General features: G+C 51.0%; 18 protein-coding genes. 2 read left to right on the top strand and 16 right to left on the bottom strand.

Features of this window, described 5'->3' with window-relative positions; translation table 11 throughout:
- Positions 1 to 34 precede the first annotated feature (34 nt).
- A complete protein-coding gene (gene tpx / locus OGV80_RS09145) occupies positions 35 to 541 on the top strand; it encodes a thiol peroxidase (RefSeq protein ID WP_003020437.1) in 507 nt (168 codons plus the stop codon).
- A 53-nt stretch (positions 542 to 594) separates the two neighbouring features.
- On the opposite strand, the gene tyrR is transcribed toward tpx, so the two are convergent.
- From tyrR to pspE, 4 genes are all read right to left on the bottom strand, one after another.
- Positions 595 to 2,139, bottom strand: coding sequence for a transcriptional regulator TyrR (tyrR, locus tag OGV80_RS09140; protein WP_043016187.1), 1,545 nt, complete (start codon positions 2,137 to 2,139; stop codon positions 595 to 597).
- A gap of 146 nt (positions 2,140 to 2,285) precedes the next feature.
- Entirely contained in the window at positions 2,286 to 3,347 is a 1,062-nt protein-coding gene (locus tag OGV80_RS09135) for a YcjF family protein (protein ID WP_087050502.1), read from the bottom strand.
- The gene (locus OGV80_RS09130) at positions 3,344 to 4,741 is read right to left on the bottom strand and encodes a YcjX family GTP-binding protein (RefSeq protein WP_087053428.1); all 1,398 of its coding nucleotides are present in this window, start codon (positions 4,739 to 4,741) and stop codon (positions 3,344 to 3,346) included. The genes OGV80_RS09135 and OGV80_RS09130 overlap by 4 nt, the downstream gene beginning before the upstream one ends.
- A gap of 142 nt (positions 4,742 to 4,883) precedes the next feature.
- Positions 4,884 to 5,201 carry a thiosulfate sulfurtransferase PspE gene (gene pspE / locus OGV80_RS09125; RefSeq protein ID WP_043016185.1) on the bottom strand — a complete coding sequence of 106 codons (318 nt, stop codon included), beginning with the start codon at positions 5,199 to 5,201 and terminating at the stop codon, positions 4,884 to 4,886.
- A 228-nt stretch (positions 5,202 to 5,429) separates the two neighbouring features.
- On the opposite strand from pspE, the gene OGV80_RS09120 reads away from it, so the two are divergent.
- The gene (locus OGV80_RS09120; protein WP_043016184.1) at positions 5,430 to 6,440 is read left to right on the top strand and encodes a LacI family DNA-binding transcriptional regulator; all 1,011 of its coding nucleotides are present in this window, start codon (positions 5,430 to 5,432) and stop codon (positions 6,438 to 6,440) included.
- 29 nt (positions 6,441 to 6,469) lie between these two features.
- On the opposite strand, the gene OGV80_RS09115 is transcribed toward OGV80_RS09120, so the two are convergent.
- The 12 genes from OGV80_RS09115 to pspD form a co-directional block, all read right to left on the bottom strand.
- Positions 6,470 to 7,375: an OmpG family monomeric porin gene (locus tag OGV80_RS09115; protein WP_043016183.1), complete on the bottom strand. Its 906-nt coding sequence runs from the start codon at positions 7,373 to 7,375 to the stop codon at positions 6,470 to 6,472.
- Positions 7,376 to 7,443: 68 nt separating this feature from the next.
- Complete coding sequence (locus OGV80_RS09110; RefSeq protein ID WP_043016182.1) at positions 7,444 to 8,526, bottom strand: ABC transporter ATP-binding protein; 1,083 nt, start codon at positions 8,524 to 8,526, stop codon at positions 7,444 to 7,446.
- Positions 8,527 to 8,536: 10 nt separating this feature from the next.
- On the bottom strand, positions 8,537 to 9,205 hold the full coding sequence (gene pgmB, locus OGV80_RS09105; protein ID WP_286514599.1) for a beta-phosphoglucomutase: 669 nt from the start codon (positions 9,203 to 9,205) through the stop codon (positions 8,537 to 8,539).
- On the bottom strand, positions 9,202 to 11,478 hold the full coding sequence (locus OGV80_RS09100; RefSeq protein ID WP_286514596.1) for a glycoside hydrolase family 65 protein: 2,277 nt from the start codon (positions 11,476 to 11,478) through the stop codon (positions 9,202 to 9,204). The genes pgmB and OGV80_RS09100 overlap by 4 nt, the downstream gene beginning before the upstream one ends.
- On the bottom strand, positions 11,475 to 12,530 hold the full coding sequence (gene ycjS, locus OGV80_RS09095) for a D-glucoside 3-dehydrogenase (protein ID WP_043016179.1): 1,056 nt from the start codon (positions 12,528 to 12,530) through the stop codon (positions 11,475 to 11,477). The genes OGV80_RS09100 and ycjS overlap by 4 nt, the downstream gene beginning before the upstream one ends.
- 10 nt (positions 12,531 to 12,540) lie before the next feature.
- A complete protein-coding gene (ycjR, locus tag OGV80_RS09090) occupies positions 12,541 to 13,329 on the bottom strand; it encodes a 3-dehydro-D-guloside 4-epimerase (RefSeq protein WP_075146237.1) in 789 nt (262 codons plus the stop codon).
- A gap of 16 nt (positions 13,330 to 13,345) precedes the next feature.
- Positions 13,346 to 14,398: a D-guloside 3-dehydrogenase gene (gene ycjQ / locus OGV80_RS09085; protein ID WP_087053387.1), complete on the bottom strand. Its 1,053-nt coding sequence runs from the start codon at positions 14,396 to 14,398 to the stop codon at positions 13,346 to 13,348.
- A 27-nt stretch (positions 14,399 to 14,425) separates the two neighbouring features.
- A complete protein-coding gene (locus OGV80_RS09080; RefSeq protein WP_003020474.1) occupies positions 14,426 to 15,268 on the bottom strand; it encodes a carbohydrate ABC transporter permease in 843 nt (280 codons plus the stop codon).
- Positions 15,255 to 16,136, bottom strand: coding sequence for a carbohydrate ABC transporter permease (locus OGV80_RS09075; RefSeq protein ID WP_003840754.1), 882 nt, complete (start codon positions 16,134 to 16,136; stop codon positions 15,255 to 15,257). The genes OGV80_RS09080 and OGV80_RS09075 overlap by 14 nt, the downstream gene beginning before the upstream one ends.
- Positions 16,137 to 16,156: 20 nt before the next feature.
- Positions 16,157 to 17,449 carry an ABC transporter substrate-binding protein gene (locus tag OGV80_RS09070; protein ID WP_043016176.1) on the bottom strand — a complete coding sequence of 431 codons (1,293 nt, stop codon included), beginning with the start codon at positions 17,447 to 17,449 and terminating at the stop codon, positions 16,157 to 16,159.
- Positions 17,450 to 17,465: 16 nt separating this feature from the next.
- Positions 17,466 to 19,172 carry a sugar phosphorylase gene (locus OGV80_RS09065; protein ID WP_286514590.1) on the bottom strand — a complete coding sequence of 569 codons (1,707 nt, stop codon included), beginning with the start codon at positions 19,170 to 19,172 and terminating at the stop codon, positions 17,466 to 17,468.
- A 164-nt stretch (positions 19,173 to 19,336) separates the two neighbouring features.
- Positions 19,337 to 19,567: a phage shock protein PspD gene (gene pspD / locus OGV80_RS09060; protein WP_047410921.1), complete on the bottom strand. Its 231-nt coding sequence runs from the start codon at positions 19,565 to 19,567 to the stop codon at positions 19,337 to 19,339.
- Positions 19,568 to 19,572 lie beyond the last annotated feature (5 nt).

Here is a 19,572-nt window from a genome sequence, read left to right as displayed (position 1 = left end):
CTGACGTTAACTATATGTAAACAGGAAGATAACCATGTCACAAACCGTTCATTTCCAGGGCAACCCGGTAGCCGTTGCCGGCTCTATTCCTCAGGCTGGAAGCAAAGCTCAGGCTTTTACCCTTGTGGCTAAAGACCTGTCTGACGTTACGCTGGGCCAGTTCGCAGGCAAGCGCAAAGTGCTGAATATTTTCCCAAGCATCGATACCGGCGTTTGCGCGGCATCGGTACGTAAGTTTAACCAACTGGCGACAGAAATCGACAATACCGTCGTACTGTGCATTTCGGCCGACCTGCCATTCGCCCACTCTCGTTTTTGCGGCGCGGAAGGTCTGAGCAACGTTATCACGCTGTCCACCCTGCGCAACGCAGAATTCCTGAAAAACTACGGTGTTGAAATCGCTGAAGGCCCGCTGAAAGGCCTGGCCGCACGTGCCGTGGTCGTTATCGATGAAAATGACAACGTTGTTTTCAGCCAACTGGTCAATGAAATCACCAACGAACCAGACTACACAGCGGCGCTGGACGTACTGAAAGCGTAAGCTGCGTCTGCATACAAAAATGCCTCCGAATGGAGGCATTTTAATTTACGGCATTACTCTTCGCTTTTTTTCTGTTGGCTCAAACCATACTCTCGCAATTTGTTGGCAATCGCGGTATGCGAAACGCCGAGGCGCTTGGCCAGTTTGCGCGTACTGGGATAATTCATATAAAGCTGCGTCAGCACTGATCGTTCAAAGCGGCTGGTAATTTCATCCAGCGACCCTTCCATCACCTCTTCTCCGACCGCAACCGTTGCCGCATCGTAATCTGGCAGTAAGATATCCTGCGGCCGCAGCTCATAACCTTCAAGCTGGGTCAGTGCCCGGTAGATGGCATTTTTAAGCTGACGCACGTTACCCGGCCAGCCGTAACGGGTTAACACCGTGCTGAGGTCAGCGGACAGTTTCGGACGTGGCACGCCCTGCTCATCGGCGAAGCGCGCCACAAACAGTTCGGTAAGCGGCATAATATCCTGCGGGCAATCGCGCAGCGGCGGCAGGTTTAACGTCAGTACATTCAGACGATAATAGAGGTCTTCACGGAAAAGTCCTTTTTGTACCAGCTCAACAAGATTCTTTTGCGTCGCGCAAATCACGCGGACATCAACGTTAACCTCGTGATCTTCTCCCACCCGACGGAACGTGCCGTCATTGAGAAAACGCAGCAATTTGGTCTGCATTCGCGGCGACATTTCGCCAATTTCATCTAACAGAACCGAACCGCCATTCGCCTGCTCAAAGAAGCCTTTTTTGCCTTCCGGTGCATGGCCAAACAGTTCACTTTCGACCGCATCTTCAGGAATTGACGCGCAGTTGAGCGCCAGATACGGTTTCGACGCACGCGGACTGGCCAGGTGGCATGCATGAGCAAAGAGATCTTTGCCGGTGCCGGTATTACCGGTAATCAGCAGCGGCGCGCTCAGCGTCGCCAGCTTACGCGCCTGTTCCACCACGTGTTTCATTTTGGCGCTGACGGCAATAATCTGGCTAAACGCGCTCAGATCCTGGGTCGTCATATTTTGCAGTTGACGTCCCATCCGCAGGGTGGAACGTAGCATGACAACAGCACCGGTCAGCATCTGCTCCTGATTTTCACCCTGCAAATGGACAGGCGTAATTTCCATCAGGAAGTTCTGGCCGTTAATAACGACATGCTCGCTATGAGAATCCTGTGGATTGCTTTCGAGCCAGCGCTGGAAGTTAAACCCGTTGATTAACTGGGCGGCGGTATGATTGCGCATCCGATCCTGAGTGTGCGCGAAAAGCTGACAACTCGCAGGGTTCGCCATCTCGATTTTGCTTTTCATGTCCAGAGAAAGGACCGGTTCTGGCAATGCCTCAAGCAGCGCGCTCAGCGCAAGATGTTCACGCTCGGAGGGCATCCAGGGCACGGTACGCACATCCGTAACCCCTGAGATACGGCGGATTTCAGCCATCAGGCTGCTGAAGTTAGTGAACTCCAGTTCCGCAAAATTGAGGTAAATTCGCCCGATGGGGTCAATCTCGATACCGCGTAAATCAATGCTTCTGAGTACCAATAAATCGAGCAATTCGCGGGTCAGACCAAGTCGGTCTTCACAAAAGACTTCCAAACGCATAAGAACCTTCACCTGGACAAGGGATTATGTGTTAAATGATAAGACAGTATTTCGTTTGCAGGAAGAACTCTGTCAACAAATATTGACAGCTCGTTGGAAAATTGGGCGCCGGGGCGTAAAGTTAAACAACTGGCGCCCAATTTTAGTTAACTTTCGCGTGGAGATTTGTTCTTTTGTAAGGTCTCTTTCACCTGACCAATCAATTGACGGCGAAAATCACCCAGTCGTGGCTTATCGTCATCGATCCACGGCAGCGGTCGGCACAGTTCCATGGCTTTAATGCCCAGTCGCGCCGTTAATAACCCCGCGCCAATGCCCTGTGCGGCACGCGTTGACAAGCGGGCGGCTAAATCCTGCGACATCCAGTCCATTCCTACTTCCCGCACCAGCTCACTGGCCCCGGCAAAAGCGATATTCAGCAGCACCAGTCGGAACAAGCGCAGGCGGCTGTAATAACCAAGTTCAATGCCATAAAGCGATGCAATACGATTGATCAGCCGCAGATTGCGCCAGGCGATAAACGCCATATCCACCAGCGCCAGCGGGCTGACGGCAATCATCAGTGTGGACTCTGCCGCTGAACGGCTAATCTCACGTCGGGCCTGCGCATCCAGCACTGGCTGCACAAGATGGGCATACAGGCTGACCACTTCGCGATCGTTCTGCGTTTCATGAATTGAGGCATACCAGCGCTGTAGCGCCGGATGGGACTGATCGATACCCGCCTGCTGCGCCAGCTTTTCACAAAATGCACGACCTTTTCCGGTTCCATGGCTGTGGAGCAGATCTCGTGCTTCGTCACGCTCGTGCGCGCGCTGGCGCAAGCGCCATAACCGACGCCACTCGGTCGCAACCGATCCAACACCGGCACCGATAATCAATGCGCCAGCGGCACATCCTCCCAGCGCGACCCAGTCCTGAGTCTGCCAGGCGTTCATGGTCCACTGCACGCCCTGCGCGACGACGCTCACGCCAAACAGCGCCAGGCCCCCCATCACCATCTTACGCCACAGACTGCGTTTAGGGCGTAAGGCCGCATCAATGACGGCCTCAGCCTGACCTTCGTCTTCCAGTGGTTCATCCACTTTCGCCGGAGAAAAAGTCTGTGCCTCCGTCTCATTGAACATCTGCTGCGCTTTAAACGCCGCGTTTTGCTCCACCTCCAGCGGACCTGAGAAATCGATACGCGGTTTTAACGGCTCGCTCATCGCAATTTATCTCCTATTAAAAACTCCAGCGCGGCATCAAGACGAATATGCGGTAAGGGTTTATCGACATCCATAACCTGCGGGCGAAACGCCTCAAACTGGAAGCCCTGGCTGTCCCAGAATGCCTGTCCGGGTAAACGCGCGGGTACTTCCCCCGGATAAACGGTTAGCGGTTCGCCATCGCTCAGCCGATTACCACGCAGCGCCGGGATCTTCTCGCCCTTCAGATCGATCAAGCCGCTGGTGGTTGCCTGTACCGATGCCAGTCCCAGACAATCCATGCTGATACCTTCGAACGCGGCGTTTTGCCAGGCGTCCTGGATCAGCTGCTGCAATAACGACACCATATTGGCGTGCTGATCCACCGTGACGTGATCGGCTTTGGTAGCGGCAAACAGCAGCTTGTCGATCACTGGAGAAAACAGCCGACGAAACAGCGTGCGCTGTCCGTAATGGAAGCTCTGCATCAGTTGGGTGAGCGCCAGACGCATGTCGTTAAACGCCTGTGGCCCGCTGTTGAGCGGTTGCAGGCAGTCGACCAGCACAATCTGGCGGTCAAAGCGCAGGAAGTGATTCTTATAAAATCCCTTGACGACTTTTTCACAGTAATAGTTAAACCTGTCGCGCAGCATGCCCGCGTTGGTGTGTTTGTCTGCCTGGGCCAGCTTCGATTCACCATAAGCATCAACGTCCGGCCACGGGAAGAACTGTAACGCAGGCGCGCCCGCCATATCCCCGGGCAGGACAAAACGGCCCGGCTGAATAAAATGCAGCCCCTGCTGCTTGCACTGATGCAGATACTCAGTCCAGGCGGCAGCGATTTCCGCCAGACGGTTTTCATCAGCAGGCGCCAGCGGATCCAGCCCCTGGCATAACTGACGCCATCTTGCCGACCATTCGCCCCGCTGCCCTTGCAATAACCCGGTCATTTGCCGCGACCAGCTCAGATAATCCTGGGCCAGCATCGGTAAATCGAGCAGCCACTCTCCCGGATAATCGACGATCTCCAGGTACAGCGTGGAGGTGTCTTTAAAGTGGCGCAATAAAGAGTCATTGGATTTGTAGCGCAGCGCGAGGCGTATTTCACTCACACCGCGCGTAGGCGTCGGCCAGGTCGGCGGTGAGCCATACAACTGCGCCAGTCCCTCATCATAGGTAAAGCGCGGAATGCCAAAATCGCGTTGTGGAACCCGTTTAACGCCAAGCAAACGCTCTTCGCGCACGCAACTGAGCAACGGCAGACGCGCACCGGCATGAATATTGAGTAACTGGTTTACCATCGCGGTGATAAACGCCGTCTTACCGCTGCGGCTAAGTCCGGTGACAGCCAGGCGCAAATGCCGGTCTACGCCGCGATTAACCAGCGAATTGAGTTCATTTTTAAGTCGCTTCATCGCCATCCCGTTTTGCTGAAGGAACCGAAGAAATTATAACAAACAGGAAGTAAAGATAGGGGTCAATTCTTACTTATCAACTACCTGAGCTGTATCAGGCGGCATTATTCTTACCGCCTGCTGCAGAATGAATGCGGGCGGTTTATTTATTCTCTACTTTAGGAAGCGCTATCTGATTGATGCCTCCTTCGTTGGTCACCTGCGTGTAGCCCATTTCAGTCAACATATCCCTGGCCTGCCCCGATTGACGCCCGGAGTTGCAGTACAGCTTCACAGTGTCGTTCTTATCAGGAACTTCAGCTGCGATACGCGTCTTCATCTCTTTCAACGGTATGTTGACGGCCCCCTGAATATGCTGCTGTTGGTACTGTTCAGGAATACGAACATCAATCCAGTGTTCGGCTGCAAAAACCGGCATGCCAATGACCAGTGCCAACGCTAATACGCCTTTTTTCAACATAATATCTTCCCGACTGATTGTTGGATTTAACCACCACACTATACGCTTGTTCTTAAGAAAATATTGCGACCACATTATCACCGTCTGCAGGTGCGGACGATTGTTCCTCAGGTGACACGTACTGCAGTTAGCCTTTTGATTTTTCTACCCGCATTCCGAGATTGTTGTCATTCGCCAATTAACTCCATAATATGTCCGCCATTGACTCTCGGACGGAGCTTGGGATCTATGTCTCCTACCATTTATGATATTGCACGAGCCGCTGGCGTATCAAAATCCACGGTATCGCGCGTGCTGAATAAGCAAACCAACATCTCGCCAGAAGCGCTTGAAAAGGTGCTGCGCGCTATTGATGAGTTACAGTATCAGCCTAATAAACTTGCTCGCGCGCTCACCTCTTCCGGGTTTGATGCAATAATGGTGATATCTACCCGTTCTGCAAAAACTACCGCCGGTAATCCGTTTTTCTCTGAAGTACTGCATGCCATTACGGCCAAGGCCGAAGAAGTCGGTTTTGATGTCATATTGCAGACGTCGCGAAGCACCGAAGATGATTTACAAAAATGTGAGAGCAAGATTAAGCAGAAATTGATCAAAGGGATCATTATGCTGAGCTCTCCTGCTGATGAATCATTTTTTGCACGTCTGGATAAATACAACGTCCCGGTTGTGGTTATTGGGAAAGTTGAAGGTGACTACGCCAATGTCTATTCTGTAGACACAGATAACTATCGCGACAGTATTACTCTGACAAATGCGCTGATTGAAAGTGGGCACCGTAATATAGCCTGTTTGCATGCGCCGCTTGACGTTCATGTTTCTATCGATCGCGTGAACGGTTATAAAGCCAGTCTTCAGGCGCATAACATTAATATGCGTGATGAATGGATTATTGACGGTGGCTATACCCATGAAACAGCCCTGCTCGCTTCACGAAAATTACTGAGTCAACAACCGTTACCCGACGCTGTATTTGCTACCGATAGTTTGAAATTAATGAGCTTATATCGCGTGGCGGCTGAGAAGAATATTACTATTCCGCAACAGCTTGCCGTCGTAGGCTACAGTAATGAGCTGTTATCGTTTATGCTGACACCGGTTCCAGGCGGAATTGATGTACCTACCCAGCAGTTGGGCGAGCAAAGCTGTAATTTATTATTTAACCTGATCGCAGGCGAGAAAGGATTAAAGAATATCACGGTGAGCACACACATATCGCTGGCCGACTCACTGGTGTAAAAACTGGGGCATTAATGCCCCAGTTTCTTTTAGAATGCGTAGTTCACGCCTATACCAGCATAATGGAATCTGTCACTTTCGCCTTCGTCGTGATCTTCCCACTCATAGGCATACTCCAGCGACATTGATAAACCGTTCTGGAAATCATATGCATACAGTAAACCGAGACGATTGAAGTCATGGCCTTCACGTGCAGGGTCATCCTGCCAGTCCCAGTTTGACCAGCGATCAAGCCCCAGACGGGTATACGGCGTCAGGGTGGTATTGCCGAAAGACAGCGGCAAATATGCACGAATTTCCTGGGTTGAGAATTCACCATTATTGCGCGAATCAGCGAGATTAAAACCGCGTTCGAGGTAATAGTTAACCGTTAAACCCACCGTTTCGTTAAACGTATAATTCAGACCGCTCTCACTTTCAACGCGGCTATCAGAGTAGCCAGTGGTGCTCAAATCATTAACGAACTGATACATCGCCAGCCAACCGCTAAAGCGCAGGTCGTCGGTCAGTTTAACATCCCAGTCCGGCTGAACTTTCCAGCGCTGCATATTGGCGGTGTCTTTTCCGGGTTCATTGACATAGTGATAACCGTAATTACGGAAACCACCGGTCAGGCCGAAATTAACATCCTCGCTTTCCAGAAATTGATAGCGGACTTCCAGTTCCGGGCGATCAAACCAGGTTCCACGTTTCCCCTCGCTGTAATCAACCGGTCCTTCCTGATAATAGGCCAGCGATATTTTCCACGGCCCATTAGACGCATTAAAATAGACGGACGGCTCAGCCAGTCCATCCATATCTTCGCCCTGACCTTCAACGTTTTCTATTTCGTACATAGCACCAATATTAAAGTGCCAGTCATTCTTTTCAGCAGCCTGCGCGCAGGCCATCCCTGCGCTCATAATCAGCGCAGTAGCAGACAGTAGGGTTTTCATTATTATTCCTTGTTAAAATACTCGCAAAAATGCCCCAAGGCTTGGGGGATGATTATCCCCCCGGAATTTTATTGAATAGCCACTTCAGTTTCAGCATCAAAGAAATGGCATTTCGCCATATCAAAATGAATAGTGATGTTCTCTCCTGCGTGATAATCATTCACTGCCCCAGCACGGACCACTAACTCATGCCCCCCAACAATGGTATAAAGCATAAATTCAGCGCCGGTTAATTCTGCAACGCTAATTTTTGCCGATACACTATTTTCATTATTAAGCTGCGGATGTATATCTTCAGGACGAATTCCCAGCGTGACCGCCTGATGTTCATAACCCTGCGCTTTTAATTGTGCTAATTTATTTTCTGGAATCGTTAATTTCAGTGTTTCTGTGACAAACTTATCACCGTCAATCGCGCCACGAATAAAGTTCATAGCCGGTGAGCCAATAAATCCGGCGACAAACATATTTGCCGGGTGGTTATAAACCGTTTTCGGTGCACCAACTTGCTGAACAATGCCATCCTTCATAATCACAATACGCGTCGCCATCGTCATGGCTTCGGTTTGATCGTGGGTAACATATATCATGGTGGTATTGAGTTTCTGATGCAGTTTGCTGATTTCTGCCCGCATCTGTACGCGAAGTTTGGCATCGAGATTCGATAAGGGTTCATCCATCAGGAAGACCCCTGCCTCACGAACAATCGCACGCCCCAGCGCCACACGTTGACGCTGTCCACCGGATAACGCGCCAGGTTTACGCTGCAGATAATCGCGCAGGCCAAGGATTTGCGCCGCCCAGTTGACACGCTCTTCAATCACGGCAGGGGCAATTTTCTGCATTTTCAGGCCAAACGCCATGTTGTCATAGACTGTCATGTGCGGGTACAACGCGTAGTTCTGAAAAACCATCGCAATGTTGCGCGATTTCGCCGGCACATCGTTCATCCGTTTACCGTCAATCAGCAGATCTCCGCCACTGATCTCCTCCAGACCGGCGATCATGCGCAACGTAGTAGACTTCCCGCAGCCGGAAGGTCCAACAAAAACAATAAACTCTTTGTCTTCGATTTCCAGATTGAAGTCTTTAACGACGTGTACCTGGTTGTCGTAAATTTTTTGAATGTGTTGCAACGAAAGCTGTGCCATGTTGAATCCTTTACTTGTCGTGTTGCCAGAAAGCCGATAAGCACGGCCACGTCAGAAATTCGGTTGTAGGAAGCTGCAAGCCTGCCCCATTCAGCCCTGTACCGATGCCGACAGAAAGCATGCCGCAGGCGTTGATTGCATCAATTCCCGCTTGTGCATCTTCTATGCCAATACACTGCTGCGGGTCAACGCCAAGGCCCGAACACGCGGCCAGGAATATTTCGGGATCTGGTTTCGAGCGGGAAATCAGCGCCGCATCTGCACAGAAATCAAAATAAGAGCTAAGATCAAGCGCTTGTAAAATCGCTGGGGCATTGAGGGACACAGAGGCCAGCCCTACTGGAATTCGCTCTTCCCGCAGCGTCATCAGCAGCTCACGTATTCCCGGCAATACCGAGTTCACCGTCAACTGGCGCAAAGAATGGACATACAGTCTGTTTTTTCTCTCGGCCAATTGTACGCAGGCCTCAGCAGAAAACGCCCCCGCCTTCCCACCATGGCGCAAAATACGCTGTAGCGATTCGCTGCGACTAATCCCTTTCAGGCTGTCATTAAATGCTTCGTCAATCGCAACCCCGATTTCAGCGGCTACCTGCCGCCAGGCGAGAAAATGCAGATGCGCAGTGTCGGTAATCACGCCATCTAAATCAAAAATGATGGCCTGTGGTTTGAGTATCATTCATCGCCCCTTTTTGTGGTAGCGGTCCCATAGCTGGGCGAAATAATGGCGTCATTACTGATTACGGCCTCCCCCTGCACGGAGATTTTTTCGCCATTGACCCAAAGGAAAATTTGCTCAGCACTGCGAATACTGATTTCGGCAGCGTTGATAGTTATCTGCATAGCGGAACCCTGCCAGCGCAGCGGAAAAGACAGCATTTGCCAGTGAGCAGGTAATGCAGGCGCAAGATGTAACTCTCCATGGCGAACGTTCACACCAGCAAATCCCTGAATTGCGCCCAGCCAGATGGCCCCCGTCGCCGCGGCATGAATTCCGTCATCACAACTATGTGGATCATCCCCAAGATCGATAAGCGATCCTTCGCGCCAGAACCGATACCCCTGAGCCGAATCACCGCAACGTGCAGCCACAATCCCATGGATCGCCTTACTCAAAGACGAGTCGTGTATTGTGCGCGGCTCGTAAAAACGCAGGTTAGCCAGACAGGTTTGCGGGCTAAACTGCTCCGGCAACATGTAGGTCAGCATCACTACATCGGCCTGTTTAAGAATTTGCATCTCATTGACTTCTGCACGGGAGTAATCGAGCAAAACGGTCTGCTTGCCCGCTTTGGCTTTGTACTGCGACAGGTCGATAACCGGTTTGTTCAGGAAGGTATCATCCTGAGGAAGCACGCCATCGGGCTGAACTTCCGGTCGCCAGAGATGCTGTAAAAAATGCTCTGCGCGATGAATAAACGTGTCATCGCCGCAGCCCAACCGACGGGCAAAACACAGCGCCTGCTCTACGTTGTACCAGGCCATGTAGTTGGTGAACGCATTGTTGTTCACGTGCTCAGTGTATTCATCCGGGCCAATCACATCGTGGATCTCTAAACGACCGTTGACCATGATCGCTCTGCTTATCCAGAACTTTGCCGTTTCCAGCAGCAGCGTTATACCTTCACGGGACATAAAGTTCATATCCCCGGTGGCATGCCAGTAATTGATTACCGCCCAGGCAACATCTGCCACGAGGTGATGTTCAGCCTGTGCGGAGGCCACTTTTTGCCGCAGCCCGGTACGGATGTTGATCGCCGCGAATTCAGGCGTTTCCTCATCACCGCTGCGAGCGCTTTCCCACGGGAAAAGCGCGCCCTGCCAACCGTTACGGCGGGCTTTCTCACGCGCGCCCGGCAAATTATGCCAGCGATAACGCAGTAGACTTCTCGCGGTTTTCGGTTCGGTAAACAGGTGAAACGGTAACAAAAAGACTTCAGTATCCCAGAAGATGTGCCCTTTATACCCTTCGCCCGTCAGACCCTTGGCCGCAATACTGCTGCGCTCATCGTGGTCTGGGGTCATCACACGCAGATGATAGAGCGCATAGTCCAGCGCCCGCTGATCGCTGATATCCGTGCTGGTAACCTGAACGCGACGAGTTTGCCACCAGGCATGCCAGTTGGCGGTCGACTCAGCCAGCAGTGCGTCATATCCCTGCTGGGCGCATGATTCCAGGTTACGCAGTGACTGACGTCCCCAGGTCTCCAGCGACAGGTTGCGTTCGCTCGCCCAGTCTACCCAGCTCATTTTCGTCAGCGTGACGCGCTGCCCGGCTTGCGCATGTACGCTGTTGTGTTGTAACAACCGGCGCTCTTTCGCGGTGAAACAACGCTGCGCCGCGCCATCTACATCACAATATGTCGTGATAGCGATGTCATTACGATTGTCCTGGGTGGTGTAAATCCCTTGCATAAGATGCTGGCCAAAGACCCGGACCTGCGTTTCGTCCAGATGCTGGCGACCATGATTAGTGATCGTGGCATCAATACCGGTCGAGATACCAATGTTGGCATCGGCATCCAGTGGCGTTACGACAACTTCCATAGCAAACAGCGGCAGTTTATGTGCCGAGACAAATCGCCTGCTCTCAATGGCAAAACGCGCCCCGTCAGACGCACGCCAGGTAAGCGTACGGCGTAATTCTCCGCTGGCAAAATCCAGTTCACGATGCCAGCTTTCAATCACACCGCTGCTGAGTGTGAAAATCTCACCATTGAGTGAAATCTCGACGCCCACCACATCAGGCAGATTAACCAGTTCATTAATTTCGCCTTTCCCTGCCCGGTGATACAGTCCTGCAAGGTACATGCCGCGAGTTTGTAAGGTGTAGGCTTCCTCGTGGCTGGCGCGAATGCCCATATAACCGTTGCCGGTCGTCATGAGGGACGCATATTTATTCAGGCTGTGTGGGCAAAAAGCCGGTTCAGTTAGCATTACTGGCTTCGTCATAAGTCTACGTAGGTCCCTGTTTCAGCCGATTGATACAGTGCGGCAACCAATTGTTGAATAACGACGCCTTGTTCTGCGTCAGCAATAGTGACAGGCTCACCCTGGACATGATTCACGAAAGCGTCCATGCTGCGATAATGACGGTTGTCATCAGCCATTTCGCGCGCAAGCAGCACGTCAAGCGCACCATCGCGGTCGGTGTAGACCTGGGCCGGGAATAACGTTGCCCCCGCCAAATCGCCGCAGAAATTAACGTTCATAATCGATTGTTCCGGGATATTCAGCGCGAAAGAGGTTTCCAGGCGCAGGATACCGCCGTTATGAAATTCAATCGTGCCGAACAGGGAATCCTCCACGGTATACGTCGCGGGATCCCATTTCCCAAACTGGCCGCTGTTTTTACGCGTGCCAATGCGTTGATAGCTGTGCGCGTTAACGCGCTTTACCGCCGGGAACCCCAACACATACATGGCGGCATCCAGCATATGAATACCAAGATCAATTAACGGCCCGCCGCCCTGCAGTTCTTTGTTGGTAAACACCCCCCAGCCGGGCACGCCGCAGCGGCGCAAAGCACGGACATTGGTGACATAAATTTCACCCAGCACACCGGCCATAACCTGCTCACGAAGCAGTTGCGTATCCAGTGCGAAACGATGATGAAAATCATAAGCCAGTACTTTTCCCATCCGACGCGCCGTTTGACACATTTCCAGCGCCTCGTCTGGCGTCATCGCCGGAGGTTTCTCGCACATCACATGACACCCAGCGTTCAATGCCAACATGGTGTGTTCATAATGAAAACGATTGGGCGAGCAAATACTGACGATATCTGGCTTAGCCTCACGTAACATCGTTTGAGGATCGTCCCAAACCTGCGGATTACCGTATTTTTCTGCAAACAGCCGCGCCTGTGACAGGCGGCTGTCGCAGACAGCCACCAGTTCCAGATCGTTACGGGTGCAGTAGTACGAAGCATGAACTTTATCCGCCACCTGCCCGGCGCCGATAATGGCGACGCGTAGCGGAGAGCTTGTCAGTGCACTTTTCACGGAAATCCTCTTAGCAGGTACGCAGCCAGGCCAGTGACTGACGGTACGCTTCCGGCAGATTCTCTGCCCGCACGCGCCCTTCGTACACGACGTAACCCTGATAATTATCTTCACGCAACTGGTCAAACAGCGCAGCGAAATCCAGCGTACCGCTCCCCGGCTGATAACGATGATTATCCGCAATATGGACGTGACCCAGCAGATCGCGGTTGTCGTGCAGCGCCTGTGCCATATCGTCTTCTTCGATATTCATATGGTAAAAATCACCAATGATTTGCACATGCTTCAGGTTGTTTTCCACGATATAGCGACGGGCATCCGCCAGGGTGTTGATCATATGATCCTGATAGCGATTGAGCGGCTCCAGATACACCACCGTCCCCGTACGCTCGGCAACTTTATCAAGATAAATCAATGAATCACTGACGGCCTTACGATCGCCTTCCAGGCTACGCGGGGACGTCATCGGCGGTAAGCGGAAGGTAAACATGCCCCATGCCGCGGGTACAATGATGCCTTGCCCACCGACTTCGGCCAGCGCTTCGAGAATGCGGGTAATCTGCTGTAAACCGTTCAAACGACGCTCTTCGATAAAATCACCGATCCAGCCGTCATATCCGCCGCAGGCGGTCGTGACGGGCAGCCCCGTTTCTTTGATTGCCGCTTTTACTTCTGCAAGATTATTGACCAGCAATTTGCCGTCAATTTCAAAACCATCAAACCCCATTTCTTTGATATAACGGAATTTTTCAAGAATGTTTTCCGGGAAAAAAGCCTGGTTCTGTGTTCCGATTTTCATTTTCTGCATTCCTTAATTAAAACGTCACGCCCATTTTGATGCTCTTTTCCGGATGTCGGTCCACATACTGCATATAGCTTTCCGGGCTGCTGGCAAAAGTTACTACCGGGTCAATAAGTTCTTCACAGTTCAGATAACCGTTCATCAACAGCTCCCAGCAGGTCTCCTCAATACGCTTGCGGCTCCAGCGCGGATAATCTGGATTTGGTTCACTGCAGGCGCGGGAGAAGACAATTTTGGCGTTGTTGAAGTGCGCTTCACGCCCAAGGTTGAACCCTTCTGCAAAAGGTTTCGCGAAAGCGACATAGGAGATGGTTCCACCATAGGCCAGACCACGTAGCGCCGATTGCAACGCATCCGCATAACCGCTGGTTTCGATGATCACATCCGCGCCCTGCTTGCCGGTCAGCTTCTTAATTTCCATTCCCACATCGGTGCCCAGAGGATTCAGACAGAAATCCGCGCCGTGGCGACGTGCGATATCGCAGCGATGAGCAATCGGATCCACGCCAATAACCACCGAGGCTCCCGCTTTCTTAGCTAACTGGACGGCAATCTGACCAATCGCACCTAAACCCACGATGACTACGAAGTCGCCGACACGCACATTGGCGTCGCGCACACCGCTCATGGCAAATTGTGCCGGGTCATAGCAAACGGCATTTTTCCACGAACTGCCTTCCGGCATTTTGCGCAATTTATAGTTGTTCACCGCATTAAAAATAACCGTTTCAGCCAGAGGACCGTAGCCGCAAACTGAATCGCCAACGGCGTATTCGGTCACATCGCTGCCACACTCAACAATATCGCCTACCACCATGTTGCCAAGCTGGAATTTGCCGAATTCAATCCCGCGCGGCGCCCCTTCCGGACGCGGCATGAACATTTGCCATTCGCTGTTAAAATCTTCGTCAATAAACGGGCTGGCCGCGCGAAAATCGACGACTTCCGTGCCATGTTTCGGCGCACCAAAGCGAACGCGTACTTTAACTTCATTGGCGGATACCGCTCTGTCTTCATATTCCACCAACGCCGCAACGCGCGGTTCTGTGGCAACTAACTTCTTCATTTACAACTCCTTAATTAAACTGGCCGCTTAGCCTTTCACGCCGCCTGCGGTCAAACCACTTTTAATAAAACGTTCGGAAAGCGCATACATAATGACAACCGGCAATGCAGTGACTAACGATGCAGCCATCATGCGTCCCCAGATATAGTCAGGCGTACTGAACAGCGCGTTCAGACCGACCGGTAAGGTAAAATTGCTGGCGCTGGAAAGGAAAATCGAGGCAAATAGATAGTCATTCCACGCCACCATAAAGCAGTACACAAAGACCGAAACCAGACCAGACATCGCCAAAGGCACGGTAATGCGAAAGATGATCTGCAGACGATTCAACCCATCCATCATCGCGGCTTCTTCTATCTCATCCGGAATAGTGTCGAAGTAACTTTTCAGCATGAACACCGCGGTCGGCAGCGTCTGGGTGACCATGGTGATAATCAACGCCATTTCGGTGTCATAAATACCGAGCGCCGTGATGATTTTGAAAAGCGGCACCACCAGCAGGATCCCTGAAAACATGTACACCGTATAAAAGCTGGCATTGATGGTCATTCGTCCCTTAAAACGCAGGCGGGAAAGCGCATATGCCCCGAGCACGCCCAGAAATACCGCCACCACCGATGACGTGACCGATACCACCAGGCTATTACGGAAGTAGTCAACAAACGGGAAAATCATCGGGTTGAAGATGTCGATGTAATGTTCCAGCGTCCATTGCTGCGGTAACAGCGTCGGATGCAGCGAGATCGCCTCTTTTGCGCTTTTGAATGAGGTCATCAGCATCACAAAAAATGGAAATAGCGTGATGCCCAGAAAGACAATTAATCCACAGTAAAAGCCAATGCGGCCAAGCGTGCGCTTATTTGTTGCCATTGAGGTTCACCCGTTTTCTGGTCAGCAGGATTACAGCGAAAATGATGACGAAGAGGACGACAGAGATCGCGGCCGCTTTGCCTAAGTCATTAAATGCAAACGCCGTTTTATAGAGATAGACCCCGAGAATATCGACTTTAGTGGTCAACAGATAAACATCGGCGAACATGTAGAACATCCAGATCGTACGTAGCGTGACCACGGTCGCCAGCACGGGCATAATCGCCGGCAGCGTGACGATACGAAACCGTTGCCAGGCATTCGCGCCGTCCATTTCTGCCGCCTCATACAACGATTTATCAATAGTCTGTAAAATCGCCAGAAACGAGATAAAGGCGTATGGGAAATAGCGCCAGATGGCGAACAGCACGACCAGCGCGAAGCTGCTGCCGGGATTGTCGAACCACAGCGGCGCCTGATCGTAGAGATGCAACAGATCCACGCCGAGGTAGTTCACAATGCCGTAGCCGTTGTTGAACATGTATTTCCAGGCAAACACCAGCGAAATTGATGGCGTTACGTAAGAGAGGATGACCAGTGAGCGCGCCGTTTTCCGCAGACGAAACTCACGGTTAAAAAACATCGCCACTCCCAGCCCCAGTACCGTGCTCCCTGCCACAACCAGCGCGGTATACCAGACCGTCATCCATAGCGAATGCCAGAATCCAGGATCGGATAAGATCCGGATATAGTTGCTCAGCCCGACAAACGTAGACTCAATTTGCGGATTAAGCGGCAGACGCATAAAGCTGATTTCGATATTAGATATCATCGGCCACGCCACTAAACCGCCCAATAACAGTAAGCTGGGCGCCAGCAGGAGCATGGCAAATGGCATATCAGATCGACCTGAAAAGAACTTATTCATCACGGCTTTCCATTTCCCCATTAGCGCTGTTCAACGAGGTCATCCAGTTTTGTCTGGCTGGCCTTGATAGTCGATGAAAGGTCAGCTTTCCCTACCGTGACGTTGTGCACCATGGTACTCACAACACCCGATCCGGTTACGTCGCCCATGCGGGTAAAGTTCTTATCACCGACAGCGCCAAAGACCTGAATATTCGGCAGTTCGGCAATCAGTTGATCGGGTAATTCACCCAGCGCTTTGATAACGGCGTTATCTTTCCACGTCGGCGTATTCACCACCGCTTTGTTGACCGGCAGCGCAGCCCCTGGCGACATCATGACCCAATCCGCAATGTTGTCGGCCTGCTCCATGAAGGTGACAAATTTCTCTGCTGCTTCTGTCTCTTCGGTTTTTTGACCAGCAGTAATGGTTAGCGACGTCAGCATGCCGTAAACCGCGGAATTTTTTTCCGTCGGTACCATAAAGCCAACATTTTTAGGATCGCCCTCTTTGATCACCGCCGGGAGGATATAGGTGGAATAAATCGCCATTGGCGCCGTGCCGTTCATGAAAGCGTCTTTGACTTCCATGATGTCGTTAGAGCCCGGCATGGTGTTCATGGCAAGTTGGCGGTAATACTGCAGCGCCTGCGTCATCTCAGGTGTGTCGAGCGTAATCTTTCCCTGCGCATCAAAAACGTTGGCCTGGTTAGAGAGCGCGAACTGAGAGAATGACTGTTCGGTCAAAACGCTTTCTGCCGTGGGCAGCGCAATACCGTATTTCTTACTGCCAGGATTGTTGAGCTTCTGGGCCACGTTCAGCAATTGCTGCCAGTCTTTTGGTTCTTCCAGTCCAGCTTTTGCCAGCACATCCTTGCGATACCAGATCCCGCCAATCCAGGCGCTGACCGGAACTCCGGTCCATGCACTACCGTCTTCAGTGCGCACAATTCGCAGGACGCCATCATAAAAAGTCCCTTCACCGACGCCGTTGATGACCTGCGCCACCGCTTTACGATCGATAAGGGATTCTTTATCCATAACTTTCGCGTAGTCATGGCTGGTTTCAATGACTTCAGGCAGTGAACCGCTGCGCGCCAGGGTAATGACCTTGGTGTTGTAAGCATCTTCTTCCACAGGAACCTGTTTGACGCTGATGCCCGGATTTTCTTTTTCAAAACGCTCAATCAGTTTTGCAATAACTGCTTGCCGCTCCTGCTCGACAGAAGAGTGCATAAATTCAATCGCGACAGAGGATTTTTTATCATCCTTACACCCGGAAACCAGGGCGCAGGAAACCAGTGCTGAAATCAGCACAATTTTAGCTTTAAGCATGAAATGTTCCTTTTTATTACTTAACCCACATGACCTGCCAGGCGTACAACGTTAATTCTTTACCTGAAATAGTTTCACCGCTAATCAAATCAAATCCATTTTCAATATCAATGCAAATGGTTTGCGTATGACCGCTGACATTAAATAGTCCAGTAATTTCCTCGCCTGTTTCCGCCGTACGTTTAATTTGCATGACAGCTGGTGTAACATTGCAAATTTGAAAATTACTATCAGGGTGGAATGCTTTATTATTACGACGTATTACAATGAGTCGGGATAACTCATGATAAATAGCGTTACGCAAACTGGTTTCATCTGCCAGCTCCGTTTCTATTTGTCTTATCTGATATTTTTTGCGGTTGATCGCACGGTTATAACCTAACGTCTCAACACCTTTATAGTCATTGCGTGATCCAAGGATGCTTTGAATGTAAACCGCCGGCACACCAGGAAAACTCAGCAAAATGGCATGTGCGAGAATAAAGCGAGAAAACCGCTCAGCATCGCTACAATTTCCTGGCGTTAGCGCATCCATATATGTCACGTTAATTTCATACGGACTGCGAGTACCATCAGGATTATTTTTCCAGTTAACCAGCGCGCCTTCCTGTTGTAATTCTGTCACCAGACGCATGATCTCGTCTTCAGGCAACAAACCGCGCAATGGATTGAGACCAATACCGTCATGCGATGCGAGAAAATTAAACCAGGTGGTCTCGCCAGACGGCAGTTCCAGTGATTGCGCCCACTGGCACAATGTCGACGTGTCCTGGCGTTGTACCGCATGCAGCACCAGCGGCGGCAGCGAGAACTGGTACACCATATGCGCTTCATCACGGCCATTACCATAGTAAGACACGTTATCCTTATGTGGGACGTTCGTTTCGGTAATAATCGCTGTGCCAGGCGCCGCACAGTCAGCAATAGCGCGGAATAGTTTGATAAGCTGATGCGTTTTTTCCAGATGAATACAGCTCGTTCCTGGCTCTTTCCACATAAAGCCAACTGCATCCAGGCGGACATAATCTGCGCCCTGCTCAAGATAGCTCAATAGCACATCGACCATCGCCAGTAGTACTACCGGGTTGGCATAATTGAGATCGACCTGGTCGTAGCTGAACGTCGTCCATAAATGGCGTACGGTGTTATCTTTTAGCGTAAACGGCGTCAGTAACGGTAATGCGCGTGGACGTGTGACGTTGCTCAGGTCCGTATCAGGATCCATTGCAATAAAGAAATTTTCATAACCGTCAAGCTGTTGTAAATAATTATTAAACCACTCGCTTTTAGCTGACATATGGTTACAAACAAAATCAAACATCAGTCGACTGGATTCACCTAATTCCTTAATATCATTCCAGTCACCCGTTTCTTCGGCAACCTGATGGTAATTAATCACGGAAAACCCATCATCCGATGACCACGGATAAAACGGCAGCAGATGCACATGAGAAAATGTCGTCTTAAGCCATTCATTATAAAATTGATTAAATGTAGGCAGCGGTTTTTTACCAGCCCCGTGGAATTGATCGGCGTAGGTAATAAGAACGACATCGCCCTCATCCCAATGCGCTTTACGGATCTTTTTAATTAATCCCTGTGACTTCTCTAAACGTGCAAGCAGCGCTTCATAGTGGCATGAAGTAAATGTATCACCATAAACTTCTGTCAGACATTTTTGGATTTTTTGGTTCACCTTCAATTCTCGTGGTAGCGGTCCCATGAATCAAGAGACTACTCTGAGGAAAATAAGCTGTCAATCAGCTGAGGTGGTCTGGAGGGGGGTAAAAAAAGAATTTTGGCAGCCAAAAAATCGTATTTGTGAGCTGCCGCAAATTAACTGAGGGAATGTTGATTAATTGTTGCTTGCTTTTGCTGATTCAGATATCAGGTTTGATTACCAGAATAGCGTTTCGACAATTTTGCTGCAGCCCGACTCAACACCGGCTCCAGAACCAACGCCAGCAGCATTTTTAGCGGGCGTCGGGCGACGGATTTCACCGCCCACCCTGCTACCCCTGCCGGGCCGTAGCGAAGCGCCGTCAAAAGCACCAGCTTACCTGCTATTTTAAAGCCCGGCTTAACCCTTTGCCCGGCACGTTGCCAGCGATTGTTCATGTTTA

This window comes from Citrobacter sp. Ce119, assembly GCF_030334525.1.
In the GTDB taxonomy this organism is placed as follows: domain Bacteria; phylum Pseudomonadota; class Gammaproteobacteria; order Enterobacterales; family Enterobacteriaceae; genus Citrobacter; species Citrobacter europaeus.
The sequence above is the reverse complement of the archived record's forward strand: the minus strand, read 5'-3'. Positions and strand labels throughout refer to the sequence as shown.